The 18,943-nt window shown below is 25.7% G+C and carries 10 protein-coding genes and 2 tRNA genes; 9 read left to right on the plus strand and 3 right to left on the minus strand.

Annotated elements, in window-relative coordinates; translation table 11 throughout:
* Positions 1-33 precede the first annotated feature (33 nt).
* Both ERUM_RS02050 and ERUM_RS02055 read left to right on the plus strand, forming a co-directional pair.
* Positions 34-108 (plus strand) — tRNA-Met (locus tag ERUM_RS02050).
* Between the two features lie 1,293 nt (positions 109-1,401).
* Entirely contained in the window at positions 1,402-2,328 is a 927-nt protein-coding gene (locus ERUM_RS02055) for a hypothetical protein (RefSeq protein WP_011155058.1), read from the plus strand.
* Between the two features lie 388 nt (positions 2,329-2,716).
* On the opposite strand, the gene ERUM_RS02060 is transcribed toward ERUM_RS02055, so the two are convergent.
* Positions 2,717-3,901, minus strand: a complete 1,185-nt coding sequence (locus ERUM_RS02060; protein ID WP_011155059.1) for an argininosuccinate synthase — start codon at positions 3,899-3,901, stop codon at positions 2,717-2,719.
* 168 nt (positions 3,902-4,069) lie between these two features.
* Here ERUM_RS02060 and ERUM_RS02065 point away from each other — a divergent pair, with 168 nt between their 5' ends.
* The 4 genes from ERUM_RS02065 to xth all read left to right on the plus strand — a co-directional run bounded on the left by ERUM_RS02065 (position 4,070) and on the right by xth (position 9,828).
* Positions 4,070-4,741, plus strand: a complete 672-nt coding sequence (locus ERUM_RS02065) for an outer membrane protein (RefSeq protein ID WP_011155060.1) — start codon at positions 4,070-4,072, stop codon at positions 4,739-4,741.
* A gap of 638 nt (positions 4,742-5,379) precedes the next feature.
* Positions 5,380-6,033 carry an outer membrane beta-barrel protein gene (locus tag ERUM_RS02070; RefSeq protein ID WP_231837244.1) on the plus strand — a complete coding sequence of 218 codons (654 nt, stop codon included), beginning with the start codon at positions 5,380-5,382 and terminating at the stop codon, positions 6,031-6,033.
* 1,689 nt (positions 6,034-7,722) lie between these two features.
* A complete protein-coding gene (argJ, locus tag ERUM_RS02075; RefSeq protein WP_011155062.1) occupies positions 7,723-8,982 on the plus strand; it encodes a bifunctional glutamate N-acetyltransferase/amino-acid acetyltransferase ArgJ in 1,260 nt (419 codons plus the stop codon).
* A 9-nt stretch (positions 8,983-8,991) separates the two neighbouring features.
* Positions 8,992-9,828 carry an exodeoxyribonuclease III gene (gene xth, locus ERUM_RS02080; protein ID WP_011155063.1) on the plus strand — a complete coding sequence of 279 codons (837 nt, stop codon included), beginning with the start codon at positions 8,992-8,994 and terminating at the stop codon, positions 9,826-9,828.
* A 1,516-nt stretch (positions 9,829-11,344) separates the two neighbouring features.
* Here the strand turns inward: xth and ERUM_RS02085 are convergent.
* A complete protein-coding gene (locus tag ERUM_RS02085; protein WP_011155064.1) occupies positions 11,345-12,127 on the minus strand; it encodes a hypothetical protein in 783 nt (260 codons plus the stop codon).
* Between the two features lie 1,173 nt (positions 12,128-13,300).
* On the opposite strand from ERUM_RS02085, the gene ERUM_RS02090 reads away from it, so the two are divergent.
* A tRNA-Met gene (locus tag ERUM_RS02090) sits at positions 13,301-13,374 on the plus strand.
* On the plus strand, positions 13,350-13,577 hold the full coding sequence (locus tag ERUM_RS05155) for a hypothetical protein (RefSeq protein WP_179850767.1): 228 nt from the start codon (positions 13,350-13,352) through the stop codon (positions 13,575-13,577). The genes ERUM_RS02090 and ERUM_RS05155 overlap by 25 nt, the downstream gene beginning before the upstream one ends.
* A 597-nt stretch (positions 13,578-14,174) precedes the next feature.
* On the opposite strand, the gene fabG is transcribed toward ERUM_RS05155, so the two are convergent.
* Positions 14,175-14,912 (minus strand): 3-oxoacyl-[acyl-carrier-protein] reductase, encoded by a 738-nt coding sequence (fabG, locus tag ERUM_RS02100; protein WP_011155066.1) that lies wholly within the window; start codon positions 14,910-14,912, stop codon positions 14,175-14,177.
* 744 nt (positions 14,913-15,656) lie between these two features.
* Between fabG and putA the strand changes: the two genes are divergently transcribed.
* A complete protein-coding gene (gene putA, locus ERUM_RS02105) occupies positions 15,657-18,788 on the plus strand; it encodes a bifunctional proline dehydrogenase/L-glutamate gamma-semialdehyde dehydrogenase PutA (RefSeq protein ID WP_011155067.1) in 3,132 nt (1,043 codons plus the stop codon).
* The last annotated feature ends 155 nt before the right edge of the window (positions 18,789-18,943 follow it).

An 18,943-nucleotide genomic window follows, 5' to 3' on the forward strand; every position in this document is an offset into this window, starting at 1 on the left:
TATATAAGTTATCTGCGACTTAAATATTTTATATGCGGGGTAGAGCAGTCTGGTAGCTCGTCAGGCTCATAACCTGAAGGTCGCTTGGTTCAAATCCAGTCCCCGCAACTTTCTTTGCTGTATTTTTACTATAGTTTTTTTGTCTATATTGTTAGTAACCTGCATATAATTGCTGTCCTTATGTTAGTATTGATCTTTAATTAAAGTTTATATAAGGCTCTTATTTTTGTTAATGTGTTGTATTACAATATCGCAAAGTACTTTTCTTTTTGTTTATATAATAATTTTTATTTTGTACACACATGGACGAGAAAAAATATCATTTATCACAATCTTTCCAGTGATTAATTTTAGAGAACAATTTTTCTTGTCATTACATATATCACTAAATAACATCTTGTGTGATGTTTCATTTATAACTTTACCTATATAAGTGTACAAAAGTATTTTGTTAATTTTCTTGTAATTTTTGGATAAAATAGTTCATATCCTGTTGTTATTTTATTATTTGTATTTTTACTATTTATGGTAAATACTTTATTTATTACTTGATTGTTCATTGATGATCTAATACATACTAAAAAGTATAGCAATACTTTCTTCATTACTTAAGATGTATATATTTGTTGTTTTATATAAGTTTACGAAAGTATTAGTTTATTTTGTTTTTTTGTATTTATATTAGAGAACATGTTGTGTATGCATGTAATGTTTATATTAGAAGTTTTACAACTATATTAAAAATATAGGTTAGTCTTTTTCTGATTTATGTAATTATTAAAAAAGTATTTGCACAATCTTATAATGACTTACGTTTTCTTTCTATATAAAGCCACTGTTTTTACTAATATATTGAATTTTTTACATTATAGTACTTTTATCACATCTGATTAACCTAGGTTATATCTACATAATTTTTGCAAATTCCATGCATTTGTTCTTAATCAATAATCATACCACTGGTTTACTTAAAGACACTTTCAAGAGTTAAATAATGAATCATTTTCCAGTATACAGATAATAGAATAATAATGTGAAGTAATAACATTAAAATGTTAACTTAAGGGTTTTAGTTATTTATAGTTGTTTACTGATTGAAAAAACCATTTTATATAAGTATTATTTAGATTGTATACTTATAACTTATCAAACTAGAAGTATAATCTAAAAATGTATATAAATACATGAATGAATTATTAGTTCATGCTCTTTCAACTAGAAAAATACTTGTGGTTTTGTATAGATGATAAGTGTGTGATTTTTTTAATCCTATCCAGTACTTTATAATGTTAGTTAAATAATTTTAATGTTTAAAAATGGTATGTTTTATATAAAAATCATAAAGTTTATTACTTGTAAGATTTTGTATATTTCTTATATTTCCTTAAGTGTTATTATTTGATGATGGAGCTTGTTATGGTAAGGCCAAATTTTGTTAATCCTGCTAATAAACGTACTGCTAAGAAGGCAAGTAAGTTGTTTGATAAAAATATGATACATACTGGGCAGACTACTTACTTATTAATGTCAATTTTTTATTTGATATTATTAACTGCTGCTTTTATTCTGATGTTATATGGCGAAAAAAATATTTCTAATATACTCCTTGTAATAATATCATGTATATCTTTTCTTGCACAATTTATTAATATTACGTGTAATGCTCTAAATATAGAGAATATAAGACGTGAGAAACTACAAAGTGGAGGTGTTAAGTACTCAAAAGATGCTAAGGATGGATTAATAATTTCTGCTGGATTTATTGGTGAATCTCTATCATTTTTAGGTATAGCAACTGCGTTATTAATATTAGGGCTTCAGCTATCACATGGTCATGGTGTGTTTCTTGGTCTTCGTATTTCTAGTCTTGTTGCTTCTCTTTTTTCTATTACGTATGGATCTGTTATGTTCAAAAGACATACTGAGCACTACTCTGTACTTAATAACAATACAAAAAAAAATGATGTTTCTTCTTTTAAAAGAACTAAAGAGCATTTTTATGCTGAATGGGCAATATTGAATAGTGCTTTATTTATATCGCTTGGTATCTATAATTTTTTATATGAAACAGTATTATTTGAAGTATTGGATTTTAGTCATGATCATCATACTGCTATCTTTCTAAAAACTTTTGTTTTTGTTGGATATGCATGTGTTTTATCTATGATTTTTCTATCTCAAATTTGTGGAAAATCGCATGCTTCTCATGGTAAGGAGTCTTCATCATCTAGTGAAGAATGTGCACCGCTTATTAATGATGCTTTAGTTGAAGGAGTTGAACAAGACAGGATAAGTATAAGGTCTTCTTCCTCTGCCAGTTTAGATTAAATTATTGATAATTATACATAAGTGGTTTTTTCTTATTCTCATATCTATGTTGTAGGTTAATTTCTAAAAAAAATCATTATTAACAATAAAAATATATTCACTGTATCAAATGTAGAGCTTTTATTACAAGTAATGTGTTGTATTTCTTTTGTTTTATCTTTATTTAGTATATATAGTAGTTATGTATTAGATATTTGAATTTTTAAATTATGTATTTATTGGGTTTTCATATCCATAAATATGTATAATTTTAGTAGTTTATAGCATATTTAAGTATGTTATGCTTTTCTTAAGCTTTAGTTATTTAAGTGTTACGTTTTGCTACTTAATATAATGTTTTTTGTGTATTTAGATGTGTAGTAAAGGATGTAAAAATAGTAGAAATAAATTAAGATTTTTTTAACCTTAAAGAATTAACTTTTATAAATCCTTCTGCGTCTTTGTGATCGTAACCCTGAGATTCACTATCAAAGCTTGCTAAATTATATGAATATAAGCTATTATTAGATTTACGACCTACAACTATAACTGATCCCTTATATAGCTTTATGCGTACAGTTCCATTAACTTTTTCTTGTGATTTATCTATTAATGATTGTAGCATTTTCCTTTCAGTAGTCCACCAATAACCATTATATATTAACTTTGCATATTTTGGCATAATCTCATCTTTAAGATGAGCAGATTCTCTATCTAATGTTATGCTTTCTATAGCACGATGTGCATGTAGAAGAATTGTTCCTCCAGGAGTTTCATATATTCCCCTTGATTTTATTCCTATGTAACGATTTTCTACTATGTCAACAATTCCTATACCATGTTTTCCACCAATCTTATTTAATTGATGTAATAAATTAGCTGGTGAAAGTGATATGTCATTGATTGCTATTGGATCTCCTTGTTCAAAGGTAATTTCTATGTATTCCGGAATACTACTTGCTAGCTCTGGTGTCAATGATCTGGAAAGCATAGTATAATCTGGTTCAACATATGGATCTTCAAGAGACTTTCCTTCGTATGAGATATGTAATAAATTTGCATCTATTGAATATGGTGGTTCATTTACTTTATCTAAAGGAACATTTATGTTATTTTTTCTTGCATATTCTATAAGACTGTGTCTTGATGTTAATTCCCACTGACGCCAAGGAGCAATTACTTTTATGTTTGGATCACAACAATAATATCCAAACTCAAATCTTACTTGGTCGTTTCCTTTTCCAGTTGCACCATGTGCTACAGCATCTGCTCCTGTAAGATGAGCTATTTCAATTTGTCTTTTGGCTATTAATGGTCTTGCTATAGATGTTCCAAGTAGGTAATATCCCTCATATATAGTGTTTGCTCTAAACATAGGGAATACGAAATCTCTAACAAATTCTTCCTTTAAATCTTCTATAAAAATTTCCTTTACATTTAACGCAGCTGCTTTTTTTTGAATAACAGACATGTCGTCTTCTTGTCCTATATCTGCGGTAAATACTACTACTTCACAATTATAATTTTCTTGTAACCATTTTAATATAACAGAAGTATCTAACCCACCAGAATAAGCTAGAACTATTTTTTTCATAAATAAATAAAATAAAAATACACACGTAACATATATTGTATTTTTATTATTATGACAACTTAATTTTATTATTAGCCTGTATCTAACAATTTATTAGGTTTTATATTGTTTTTTTTACTATATTAAGTATAGTGATATACTATATCATACAATGTAGCTAGCTGTACAATGAGAGTTATTTTATACTTACAGATTACGTTTTTATTATTATTTTGTAGTTATTCTGCGTTTGCTAAGAATGTTGAAAAAAGTTCTATAGGTAATTTTTATATTGGAGGTGCCTATGGATATGATAGTAAAATGTTGGAGTTTAAAACTGGACAGGGATATTTTGATTTTGATTTTAATATAAATAATATACGTGGTTATAATTTAGGATTATCGTTAGGGTATATATTTTCAAGTGCGTCTTTAAATAATTTTAGGACAGAGTTAGAGTTTATATACATTACTAAGAAAGAAATTGTTAGTAGTAATTTATTAAATGATAAAAAATCATATTTGGATAGTAATAATTATAAAGTTTTATTTAACTTATATTATGATATTGGCAATTTTTTTAGTATAAAAAATCTTTCAGTATATTTAGGATCTGGTGTTAATGTACAAAATATTGTTGGTCACTTATTGAAAAATACTAGTGAATCTTTAGATAATAATATTTTAATGCAAGCTATGGTTGGCATTAAATATAAGTTACTTTCTAATGTTGCTATGTATACTGGGTATAGATATATTGTGAATTATATTGTATCTAATAAAGAAGATAATCCTGGTTTAGTAGGTTTTCGTATTTTAGGTTCTTCAGTATTAATGTTTGGGTTAGAATTTGTTTTTTAATTCAGTAATATTGAATTATATAATACTTGTAATTTTAATATGACATATAATATTCTGATATAAATACTAAATATGGTACTGTAGTTTTAATATCACATAAATATGATTGGTTTTTTACTATATGCAGTATTAGAAAGTATATAGTGTGTTTACTTAAAGATATTTGTAGTTATAGATTTTACATGTCTGTAATTCAATATATTGATTTAATTATTATGAGTAATATACTGAATTTCTATTTATAGATCTATAGTATTTTGTTATTATTTAAAATCTATTAGATTTTTTTTCGGTATTTAATGAATTTTTATATGTAGTATTATTTATATAATGTAATATATTGAATTTCTAGTATATAATTATTTAATTAAAAATATATCCATTATATTTTTAATCTTACATACATATACTGTATAACTTTTATTGATAAAACATAACAAGAGTATATTAGTACGTTCCTAATGTAGGTGTATTTTATCAATTTTGTTATTAATTAAGTAGTGTTGTTACTGTATTATTTTCAATATTTCATTTTTATATTGACTTGCTGATATGAGTTAATAGTATTTTAATATAAAATTAATATGTTAAATATTTTTATGAAAAAATCAATATATTTTGTTATTAGTATAACATTTATGTTATTCAGTTTTGATGCATCATCTAATTCTGTCTATATAAAAGGAAATTATAATTTAGGTATTAATTATTCTGATAGTTTTAAATCAGAATATGTGAATTATGAAAGATTAAGTCCAGATTTTGCTGTTGCAATTGGATATAAATTACAAAATGGTTTGTTTTGTGATCTTGAAATGAGGTATGCTAATATAAGACCTATGATAAATAAATTATCAAATTTTGAACATATCGATTTACTTAATATTTTGCAGAGGATTACTAATCATAATGTATCTTTATCTAAAGCAGAAAATATACTTACAATTAATGCTATAACAACTCTTATTAATGTTGGATATAGCTATGTTTTTAATGATAAGTTTAGGGGATATTTCACTTATGGAGTTGGTATTGGAGGTTTACTAAATTATCAGGGATTTAAAAGTAGTTTATCAACTTATTATGGTATAAGTATGCAAAGTGAAATAGGAGTGTGTTATATTTATAATAGTAAGATAGATGTATGTATTGGGTATAATTATTTAAAGAATTATTGGAAATATGAAACAGATAGGATTCCTGATGAAGATGGGAATACTGTTATGTATAACTTTCAAGATTTTCAATTGAATTCTCATACGATATTTCTTGGTTTAAATGTGTTATTCTAGTATTTTTTTTATATACATGCTGATAATAGTAATAGTTAACAAAATAACAGAACTTGCTTAAAATATATTTGCTAAACTTTAGAGAGTTATTAATATATAATGATTTATTATAAGTTTTTTCTTTATTTCCAATAAGTTAAACTTATTCTAGTTAGAGTAAGTGTTTTTATATACAGATATTATATAGTTATTGTAAAGTCTTTTTAAAGAGCAGTATAATCTACTTGTACATATAATATCTGTTAATATATGCACATGTTATTAGTTTATTTGAATGACTGTAATGAAATGTCATGACATGGTAACATACAGATAAATTTCTTCTACCTTGTTATAAGTATGTTATCATTAATTTTATAGTGTTTACTAAATAAATAATTAGTATATTAGAAGAGACTCAATTTTTTTACTATTTAGTATATAACAGATATGAAATTTCTTTGAATCCATTATTAAAACTCTATTTGTTACATTAAGTATTACTGTGTTAACAACATTCACTATAATTGATATAAGTTGAGTATTCGTGATATCAATAAATTTTTAATCATCTTATATTTTAGTGAGTAAGTTATTGTAATAATATGTTGTTAAGATCGTATCATTTTTATAATTTTTTTCTGTATAAGAAAATAATGTAAAACTTTATATATCTTGTTTTATATCTTGTAAATAACCATTATATTGTTTAAATAGCTTTGATGGTGCATATTTAATAACTCTTTTTAACTCTGTAAGTTTTTAGATAAAATGTTATAAAATTAGAAATAAAGATACTGATAATAGATATTCATTCTATGAATTATGGGCTTAACTTTATTCATTAAATTAAAGTTATATAAAGTACAGCTTTAAGAGGTATATAATATTGATTATTATGTATTGAATATTAGTTGAAAGTATTATCTTCCTAGAAGATTTATGGTATTATTCCTAAATTTTATAGATAAGATGGAACACATATAGCAATTATAGCTCAATAATTTATCATCTTTATTAACTAAATTAAATCTTTATTTAATTACTCTATTATTCAAAAAGTTTACTAATACTATGGTTAATGTTGTATAAGGATTAGAATATATTATTAGTAAGATTATTATTATGGATTACTAAAAGTGAGATATTATTTTAAATGAGTCAAGTTAAGTAAGTGTGTACTAATTATGTATATTAAATAGTTATTATGTACACATTGTTAGAGTTTTAAATTTTATGAAATATGTAATACTAAAGCGTATAAGGTTGGGCTAAATTATGTTATAGGAAAATTTCTGTTAATGGTGTGTAATAGATATTTGGATAATTCTTTAATATTTTATACTTTTATGGTAAGTTACTTTGTTGTTTTTTTTATTAGTGATCTATTAACTTACTTGTATATAATTAAACTAACTTAATGTCATGTTTTTAGGTATTTTATATAATGCTAGTTTTCAGTATTTATATTATAGATATTATGCATTAATATAACTTTGATTTTAAATTTGTATCTTTGAGAGTAGTAAATTACGGTTGTGTATGGTAATAAAAAGGATATAGCTGCCTGACATAAAAAACGTGATTTTTATAAAAAAAGTTGTATATAAATTTTATTTTTATCTGTGTTATTTTGTTAAATAACTTTCTTGTATTATACGAAATACTTCGTATAACTTAAGAAAATAAGATTCTTTACTATGGTAAGATATGTCTAAAAATTCTTCATATACTTCAAGTGGTTTTTCTATATCTCCTCTTGCTCCTACTAAATTTCCTGTTATGCCTAAAATTAATGGTGTTAATTTATATTCATTTTCTTCTGGTGTTAAATCTTCTGGTAAACTTGATCTTTTGGTTGTCGAAATGCAGGATCAAAGCAGTGTAGCAGGTGTTTTTACAAACTCTTATACAGCTAGTAGTAATGTTGAGCATTGTAGAAATATTATTTCTTATGGTAAAGCAAAAGTTTTGATTGTTAATTCTGGTAATGCTAATGTTGCGGTAGGTGCTAATGGGTATAAGGTAGTGGAAGAAATAACAACATTATGTGCAGAGAAATTTTCTTGCTCTACTAATGAGGTATATTTTTGTTCTACAGGAATTATAGGGGTTCCTTTACCTATTGATAAAATTAAGTCTGTTCTTATTAATGGTATATGGTCTGTTAGTGAGAATTCTTGGCGTGATGCTGCGTTAAGTATTATTACGACTGATACATTTCCAAAAATGGTTACAAAAGAAGTATTTATTGGTGGAGAAAAAGTAACTATCAATGGGATATGTAAAGGTTCTGGGATGATTGCTCCAAATATGGCAACTATGTTAGCATATGTATTTACTGATGCTAATATTACATCAGATGTTTTGCAAAGACTATTAAAAAAATATGTTGATATATCATTTAACAGTATTACTGTTGATGGTGATATGTCAACTAGCGATTCTGTATTGATTTTTGCAACTAATCTAGCTAATCATAAGCAAATATGTTCTGTTGATGATCAATTGATTGATGATTTTAAAATAGCATTAAAAGATGTTTTAGTAGAGATGGCTCATTTGATTGTCAAAGATGGAGAAGGAGCAACTAAATTTGTGACAATTAATGTCAATAAGGTTGTTTCCTTAGAATCTGCAAGAAAATTAGCATTTTCAATAGCGAATTCTCCTCTTGTAAAAACAGCTATAGCAGGTGAAGATGCTAATTGGGGAAGGATAGTAATGGCTATAGGAAAAGCAGGTGAACCTTTAGATAAGAATAGAATATCTATAAAAATAGGAGATAATGTTATAGTAATGAATGGTGAAATTAGTAGTGTATATGATAAAAGTTATGTTGATAGTTATATGAAGGGTAATAACATTCTTATTGATGTTTGTATTAATACTGGTAATTTTAATACAACTGTATGGACATGTGATTTAACCCGTAGATTTATTGATATTAATGCTCACTATTTTACTTAGTTTTTTATTATGTTAAGGATAGCAACATGGAATGTAAATTCTATCAGAAAAAGAATAGATCATTTATGTACTTGGTTAACAGATTATAATATTGATATAGCACTGTTGCAGGAAATAAAATGTACGAATGATCAGTTTCCAGCTCTAGAAATAAAGTCATTGGGATATAATTATTATGTACATGGACAAAAAGCTAGAAATGGAGTAGCTATAATAACAAAATATCCTATAGTTGAAGAAGTTGTGACTAATATTTTTTCATTATATGGGACTTCTAATGTTTGTTGTGAACTAGGATCAGAAGATTTTACTTACAATTGTGAGGAATCTCGTTATTTAGAGTGTGTTATTTTATATAACGGTATTAAAATTCGTGTTGGTAGTATATATGTTCCTAATGGCCAAAGTGTTGAATCTGATGCATTTCAATACAAGCTTGGTTTTTTTGATCAATTAAAAGAGTATATGTCTTTTTTGCTTAAAAAAGAGGAAATTTGTATATTAGGTGGTGACTATAATGTAGCACCATATCCTATAGATATGTACTCATATGAAATTATGAATGGTAAATTATGTTGTCATCAGTTTGAAAGAGAAAAGTTTCGTTCTATTATAAATACGGGGTTTTTTGATGCTTTTCGTCTATTAAACAATGATAAAAAACAGTTTACTTGGTGGAATTATAAATTTGGTTCATGGCAAGAAAATAAAGGATTAAGGATAGATATGTTATTATTATCTCCACAGGCAATGGATAAAGTATCATCTTGTGTTGTACATGATGGATTAAGAGGTTTAAATGTGCCTTCTGATCATGTTCCAGTTGTATGTGATCTTAATTTATAGAAATAAAACTTTAATTTATAAGCTTTATTATGATGAGTTTTAATGTTATTCTTATTAACTAGTTTATATAGTATCAAATAATAAGTAGTAGTTAAAGTTTTTTACAGTTATTAGAAAGCTCATTTTAATGTTTGTGTGTAAAAATTACAACATGTTATATAAGGAAGCTTATGTAAATTTACAGTTGATGTATTTTATCCTTTAATTCTTATGCAGATATTTATAATTTAAATTGGCAGTTAATAATTTATTAATTGATACTTATAGTACTTTTGAAGATTCAATGACACAATCTGCTAAGTAGTAAATAGAATTATAAATGTTCTTTTTACTTAAGTAATGTGTCTAATAATATTTATATAGGATATAATTAAAATTATTAATTATATTAGTAAAATATAAATTAAGAGTATCAAAACATAGTGTTATACGTAATATTTTATATATTACTTTAATTTATAAAATATTATAGGAGTATATTTATTGTGATATTTTTCCTAAATTATTAAAGTTTTTAAACTATTTACATATGAGCATATATAAGATTATCCTGAGTATATTTTTTTATGTAAATTAATGTTTTTAAGTAACTAATAGACTATAGGTTTATATTAATGCTATATGTAAGTACTTTTGTTATAAATTAATTTATTAGTAAGCTCAGGTATTATTTAATTTTGTTGTTTTTATCAAAAGCATTCTGGTGTAAAATGCTGATAGTTTGATTATTTATGTATTTTGTTATTATACGTACTATATTAATAGTATTATAAATCAACTAAATATATAAATTACTTATTTATATTACTATTTTTAACATAATAAATGCCAAGTAAGGTAGTTAGTATAATAATAAATCTATATAACTCATATAGATTTATATTAAAAATCATAACTATTAGTTTTGTAATTCATTACACATAATAGTATATGTGTGTATGTATTTTTTATAAGATGTGCATATCAGTTTGTTAGCCTTTATAAGTGAATATTAATAATTAATAAAATCAACTAGTTAAATAGCATATTTGTACAAACTATATTAAAATACAAGTTAATATTAACTTGAATAACATTGATTATGTTTTTCTTGTAGTTACAAAAGAATTTTTCTTAATATATGCTGCCTAATTTGATTATTTATATTACTAACAGTGATTATGTATTTATTATTTTATTATCATATAATTACATACCATTTTGCTATTCTAAACATACTTCAAGAGCCTACTTGGTAAAATGTAAACATTATTATCGATAAATCAGTAAGTAAAATAATGTGTTTTTATACTTGTGTTAAAGTTGCTAGTGTTAATATAGAGTTAGTAATAATATTGATTGTATTATATCTGTCAAAGTAACTTTTATTATATATAACTATCATTTGTATTTTTTGATTATTGCAGGTGTTAAATAACTGTTTTCTTAAAATTGGTACTGTTATGGTAATTTATTATGAATTAGAAGCGTTATATGTTATTATTAAATAGTATTTTTAAAAATTTACTTTAAATGATTATAAATCTCTCTTTATAGAAACTGAAAGTGGTGTTGTTGAGTTTGCAAGTTGTATATCTTTAATGATGTAATTTTCTTTAGTGTTTGTATTTTTATCTAGTAATTCTGTATTCTTTTGAGAATTTTTCATTATAAGCATTGAACTAATAATTAATACATATGTTGTAAGTAGTATAATTTTAAAAATTTCAGGTGATTTATGTTCTATAAAATAACCTGAAATTATAACACCTATATTTATAATTGATATAGCTAATCCTGTAATCCAATTCCCTATCGACCATATCGTATATTTAGTTGATTGATTTGTTTTTTTTAAATCATTATGTTTTTCTAGGTCTGTACTAAGTGCGATTGTAGCATATCCTATAACGAATATTGAAGATAACATGCTTAATATAGAACTTAATATCATTATTTTTTGGTTATTTGATGATGTTATAGTTAATATAATTGAAATGATATTTAGTCCAAGTAAACTTGCTGATTCTCCTATGAATCCTATATGTGAACATATTGATTTTTTTGAAAATGTTATTTTCTGTTGTAGATGGCTTTTTATTATATTTAAATTATAAAGTATGTATATAGAATACAATAAAATAAAGGAAACTGATAATACTATGCTGCATAGTGGTATAATTTTTTTTGTGTGTTCATAAGTATGTGGTATTAACTTTATTATAGTTAGTATATCAGAAACTGCTAATAATATTACTATGGTTATTAAATGAATTTTTGGATAGTTAAAATGTTTAGGTTTTTTTACTATACGTTGCATGTAGTTTTTTTATATCATGTCAAACATGGTAAATAATATCATAAGGATTATAAGATCAATAAGTTTTTTTGATAAATTAAAAAGACGTTAAAGTAGTATATAGATCTGTATATTTTTATTATTTTGCTATGTATTATAGTTACTGTTTTAATATCACATAATTAATGTTATATATGCAATATTATTGTAATTGTTATCATAAGTTTTTGATTAGAAGAATTTACTGGTATGTTACTAGGTATTTGAGATAACATATATGTGTTATGCTCTTCTTTATATGATTTATTCTTAGTGAATTTTAATAAAAGTAATAGTATTAATAATCATGTATTAAAATATAATAACATATTGTAATATACAATAACGTGTATACTGCTAGTAAAAAATGTTATTGAAATTATACATATATAAATGATAACATATCATATAAGATTTATTAATGTATATAGTATTTAGTGGTATTTGACTTTTCTAAGTATTCATTAAAATTATTAGCATAATGGATATAATGTATTTGAGTTTAATATAAAGTATTTGGTAAAAATTATGTAAAATAGTCAATATTTATATTAAAATAAACAGATTAAATATATAATATATATGCGATTGTATTAAATTTACTAGTTATAATATAAGTATGAATAATGTTTAATTCTTATTAAGATATGACCTATTTTATGTTTTTACTTATGTAGATAATTAGAGGAATTAGTAAAGAGAATATAATCTTCTACTTAATAAAATATTATAAGTTAATATGTGTTCTATTATGAGATACTTATTAACTTAATATATTATGTTATCTATTTATGTTCTTTTTAAAACATTAGGTATTATATTAGTATATATACACATATAAGCTTTTTATGTATTTTCTTGAATGTTAATTATTTAGTATTACTATAACAGTTCTTATAACTCATTGATAAATTAGAAATCTTATATTCATATAATAACATATAAAATAATATTTATATAGAAAATAGATTACGAATAATCTAGGAAAAAGTAGATAGATATACTTTCTATTTGATTAATTTAACATTATAAGTAAAAACTGCTATAGATTATTGAATGCGCTAAAACATTACGTATAATTTATAGTTTTTATATTAATAATATATGTATTGCAATAAATTTAAACCTATGCTATAGGATTATTTACCATTTAATGGCTATGTAGCTCAGTTGGTCAGAGCAGAAGAATCATAATCTTTGTGTCGTGGGTTCGAATCCCTCCTTAGCCACTTTTTTTTCTGTGGTTACATTAGGTATTAGGTGTGCCGCACATTCATTAAGGGTTGAACTTATAAATGATTCAATAGTAAATGTAATTGTTAATATAATGATACTTACTACAATACATAGAATTCTAATCATTGGCCCAAGAGGAAAGTTATCAGGCCCGTTGTTGTTCTTACCTTGTATATTAAACAATGAAAAAGATTGAGTTTGTTCTAATACATTAATTATTTTTCCAACAAATGCTATAAAATTGGTGATAAATATGGCGATAGAAAGATAGAATAAAGTTTTCAATTTACCTTTATGATCATTCATATTAGGGTCTTTCATTCTACGGTAATTGAAATACATTAATAATGGTGCAGATATTAATAATTTTATTAATATGCAGGTAAAATCTACAGCTCCTTTAGTATGAATTACTGATTTATTAGTTGATACTATTTCTACATCACCAAGTATTATATTATTGATTGCAACTGCTTGTATTATTATTGCAACTATTGTACTAATAAGCTCAGCTGTATATGCTACTTTTTTGTATTTTTCTAAAGAATTTTCTTGGATCTTAGAATAAGTAGATTTTAATTCATATAATGCTAATGAGAATAGTGCAATACGTGCTAATAATACCATTAGTACATTAATAAGTAACAGATCTCTAGCGCTAAGTTTAGATGGAATGTTTATTAGTTGTATAAATATTGCAAAAAGAAATACACTAAAATATGTAACATTAGCACATAATGCAATGAAATATTTTATTGAATGTTTTGATTTTAAGCATGACATATTATAGATATTAACACATTAACATCCCTCCATTAACGTGTATGGTTTGGCCTGTAATATATTTACTTGCATCACTAGCTAAAAATAATACAACAGATGCTATTTCTTCTGGTGTTCCCATCCTTTGCATAGGTATATGTTGCATGATATTAGCACGTTGTTCTTCTGATAAAACATCTGTCATTGGAGTTGATATAAAACCTGGTGCTATGCAATTTACAGTGATATTTTTAGTTGCAAATTCTTTTGCTATAGATTTACTCATTGCTATCATTCCAGCTTTAGAAGCAGCATAACTTGCTTGCCCTGGGTTACCAGTTAATGCTACAATTGATGAAATATTAATTATTCTACCATGGCCATTTTTTAACATTGCACGACATGCACTACGATTTAGTTTAAAGGTTGTTGTTAGGTTTGTGTTGATGACTTTATTCCAATCTTCATCAGATGTACGCAATAATAATTTATCTAAAGTTATTCCTGCATTGCATATTATACCATCTATTCCTCCCATTATCTTACAAGAACTATCAATTAGAGTATTAATCTGTTCATTATTTGTAAGATCACATGTTAATGTATGTATATTGCCTGAATATTGAGCTGCTGTTTTTTCTAATATTGATTCTCTTGTCCCTGATATACATAGTACAGCTCCTGCTTCATGTAGTATTTTGGTAATTGCCTGGCCAATACCACCAGATGCTCCAGTGATTAGGAATTTTTTTCCTAAAAGATTAAACATATTTGACCTAAAATCATTATTTAAATATAAAATTACATTATTTATTTATCATGTAAATAGTTAAATTGATTTAATATCAATACTTTAGAATATAACAAAAGATTACATATTTTTTAATGTAAAATATTGTATTACAAGCAATGATGGATCATAATACAACTTTAAGTATACTAATAAAACAGTTGTAAATAATTAATGCGTTGTTACACTATCTATGTTATGTATGTAATTGTATTTATAATATATTAGGTTTAAAATATACTTTACTTGCTTAATAATTTTATAATAGTTACTAAATTTACGTTTGACTTTTATATCGTAATTGCAGATTTGAGTATAGGAAGTTTGTATTATTGTTTTCAGGTATATAAATAAATGTGATTTGAAACTAAAGTAGCAAGTTTGTATATTAAGTTATATACAAGTATACATTTATTATCATTAGGGTAGTATTAGTGCTACTCAATGTTTGGAACATTGCTTGTTGTAATCTATAGATATTAAGATTGTATCATTCTACTAGAAGGTAATGTATATTAATATAAGTATATGCATATGGTGGAGTATTTTATAAGTAATTACTTGATTTTTGTAGAATGTTACTAATATTTATGGTAAACAGAATACTTGATTTTTTATTAATATGTTGAGTTAGTAACTTTTTAGTTAATATTACTTAGGTGTTTTTTTATCACTAGGTAGCAATGTTACTGTTGCAGGTAAATATTATGGGAGATGTAAAAAATGATAAGTGCATTACAGGTGCCTAATGAAATACGTAGACGTATGCAGCTATTGTACCGTACAGAAGAGAATAGTTATGCAAGATATTTGACAGAGAAAACAGAAATATCTCAAGATTCTAAGATTAGGATTTATAGTGTTGCAAAACAGATAATAGAAAAAATAAGAGGAGGAAGAAATTTAGGAATAATAGATGCATTTATGCAAGAATACGGTTTGTCAAATGAAGAAGGCATAGCACTGATGTGTTTGGCAGAGTCTTTACTGAGGGTACCGGATGATTGTACAATTAATGATTTAATCAAAGATAAAATAGCAAATAGTATGTGGAGTAATCATATAGGTAACTCTTCATCGATGTTTGTTAATGCTGCAACCTGGGGGTTATTTATAGGTGGGAGAGTTTTAAAAGATACTAATGATAGTACGCGTTGGTTTAGTACTATAAATAATCTGATAAAAACAATGGGTGAGCCTATTATTAGAAAGGCAGTACAACAGGCTATGTATGTGTTGGGTAAGCATTTTATAAAGGGAAGAGATATAATAGAAGCAATTGGAAATAGGAAGGAAAGTGAATTATACTCCTTTGATATATTAGGAGAAGCATCTAAGACAAAAAAGGATGCAGAAAGGTATTTTACTGAATATATGAAAGCAATAGATAGTATTGGAAAGTCTATAAATAATGTTACAGAAAATTTGGTAGATCATGATGAGATATCAGTAAAAATATCAGCATTACATAATAGATATGAGTTTTCACAGATAAATGAAGTATTGGATGAAATAGTAGATAAATTGTTAAGTATATGTAGATTGGCAAAACAAAACAATATTCGTGTATGTATTGATGCAGAAGAGGCAAGTAGATTAGAAATATCGTTAATGATACTTGAAAAGTTGCGCCTTGATAGTAGTTTAGATGGATGGGAAGGACTTGGGTTGGCTGTACAAGCATATCAGAAAAGAGCATTTTCAGTATTGGATTTTGTAGAAGATATAGCTGTAAGGTCATCTCATAAAATGATGATTAGACTTGTGAAAGGTGCATATTGGGATTATGAGATAAAAAATGCACAAGAATTAGGGTTAAGCAGTTATCCGGTTTTTACCAGAAAAGTGTATACTGATGTATCATATTTAGCATGTGCATATAAGATTTTAACAAAGCAAAATACTTTTTATCCATGTTTTGCTACACATAATGCTTATACATTGGCTACAATATTAGAAATAGCAGACAAGGATCATCCTGGTTTTGAGTTTCAAAGATTACATGGTATGGGTACTAGTCTATATGAATATGTTACACAAGAGATGGCAGCGAATATAAAATGTAGGGTATATGCTCCTGTTGGAAGTTATCAGGACTTACTTCCTTACTTAATTAGAAGGTTATTAGAAAATGGAGCAAATAGCTCATTTATTAATCAAATGAATGACAGTAATATAACTCTAGATCAATTAATAGAGGATCCGTTAGAAAAGGCAAAGTCATTTGAATATATGCCTCATCCTAGTATATCCTTACCAAAGGATATATTTGGTGATGAAAGAATTAACTCTGCGGGTATTGATATTACTGATTCTGTTACATTAGTTAATTTTAATGAAGAAATGAAAGAATATAAAGAACATAAGTTTAAAGCACTATCGATTATTAATGGAGAAGAATTAGGTAGTCAAGCTATTGAAGTATTCTCTCCATCAAATTCTGAAGATGTTGTAGGGGAAGTATCATTTGCAGATGCTACACAAGCAGTTTCAGCTTTGGATATAGCATATGATGCATTTAAAGAATGGAGTAGCATGTCAGTTTATGATCGTGCTGCAATATTAGAAAAAGCAGCGGATCTAATAGAGGAAAATAAAGCAAAGCTAATAGTGTTATTAATCAGAGAAGGCGGTAAAGTTATATCTGATGCTATTGCAGAAGTGCGGGAAGCTGTTGATTTCTTACGTTATTATGTTGCTATGGGAAAGAAGGAATTAGGGGATTCAAAAAAGTTACCTGGTCCTGTTGGAGAAGATAATTATATTTACTTTAGAAGTAGAGGAGTATTTATATGTATATCTCCTTGGAATTTTCCTTTAGCGATATTTATTGGTCCGATAGTTGCAGCTTTGATAACTGGAAATACAGTACTTGCTAAACCTGCTGAACAAACTTCTATAATAGCCTATGAGGCAGTGAAGTTACTATATGATGCTGGTGTTCCAAAAGGAGTATTACATTTATTATTAGGTCATGGAAAAGAGTTAGGAGAAGTATTATTAAAGAATGAGAAAATAGCAGGAGTAGCATTTACTGGTTCTACTGAAACAGCAAGAATTATTAATCAAGCTATTGCAGAAAAAGAAGGTGCCATTATTCCATTTATTGCTGAAACAGGTGGTTTAAATACTATGATAGTTGATAGTTCAGCTCTTATAGAACAAGTTACAAATGATGTAATAGCATCAGCCTTTAAAAGTGCAGGGCAGAGATGTTCAGCATTGAGAGTATTGTTTGTGCAAGAAGAGATAGCAGATAAGCAAATTGAAATGATTTGTGGTGCTATGGAGGATTTAGTAATAGGGGATCCTATGCTTTTAAAAACTGATATAGGTCCAGTTATAGACGATGCATCACGTGAAATGTTATTTGCTCATGCAGATAGAATGTCACGAGAAGGAAAATTATTATGTAAAGTTAATCTTGGTGAAGATTGTGATAAAGGATATTTTTTCCCTCCATGTGCATATGAAATAGAAAGTATATCTCAGTTAAAGAGGGAAGTATTTGGTCCAATATTACATATAATACGTTACAAAAAAGGAGATTTACATAAAATTTTAACAGAAATCAATAATACAGGATATGGTTTAACATTTGCTGTGCAAAGTAGAATACAAAGTAATATTGATAATATTATTGATAATATAAATGTTGGTAATGTTTATGTTAATAGAAATCAAGTAGGTGCAGTGGTGGGTGTACAGCCTTTTGGTGGACAAGGATTATCAGGTACTGGGCCTAAGGCTGGTGGACCATATTATTTGCATAGATTTTTGACAGAGAAAGTTATTAGTATTAATACTACAGCTTTAGGTGGAAATACGACTTTAATGTGTTTAAATGATGAATAAATGTATTTTCATGTTATTCAGAATCTTAATACTTACAATGTATTAGTCAATAATATTTTATGTATTTGATACTATGGCAGAAGTTTATTGATATTTTGAAAGTAAAATGTATTTCTCTATAAAGAATTAGTAGATGAATTTTTTATATTTAAGAT

Source organism: Ehrlichia ruminantium str. Welgevonden (assembly GCF_000026005.1).
Lineage (GTDB): Bacteria > Pseudomonadota > Alphaproteobacteria > Rickettsiales > Anaplasmataceae > Ehrlichia > Ehrlichia ruminantium.

Coding starts and splice junctions, on each gene's coding strand:
- fabG (WP_011155066.1), bottom strand. CDS start 14,912: ATGTTTAATCTTTTAGGAAAAAAATTCCTAATCACTGGAGCATCTGGT.
- ERUM_RS02085 (WP_011155064.1), bottom strand. CDS start 12,127: ATGCAACGTATAGTAAAAAAACCTAAACATTTTAACTATCCAAAAATT.
- ERUM_RS02055 (WP_011155058.1), top strand. CDS start 1,402: ATGATGGAGCTTGTTATGGTAAGGCCAAATTTTGTTAATCCTGCTAAT.
- ERUM_RS02060 (WP_011155059.1), bottom strand. CDS start 3,901: ATGAAAAAAATAGTTCTAGCTTATTCTGGTGGGTTAGATACTTCTGTT.
- argJ (WP_011155062.1), top strand. CDS start 7,723: ATGTCTAAAAATTCTTCATATACTTCAAGTGGTTTTTCTATATCTCCT.
- ERUM_RS02065 (WP_011155060.1), top strand. CDS start 4,070: ATGAGAGTTATTTTATACTTACAGATTACGTTTTTATTATTATTTTGT.
- ERUM_RS02070 (WP_231837244.1), top strand. CDS start 5,380: ATGTTATTCAGTTTTGATGCATCATCTAATTCTGTCTATATAAAAGGA.
- xth (WP_011155063.1), top strand. CDS start 8,992: ATGTTAAGGATAGCAACATGGAATGTAAATTCTATCAGAAAAAGAATA.
- putA (WP_011155067.1), top strand. CDS start 15,657: ATGATAAGTGCATTACAGGTGCCTAATGAAATACGTAGACGTATGCAG.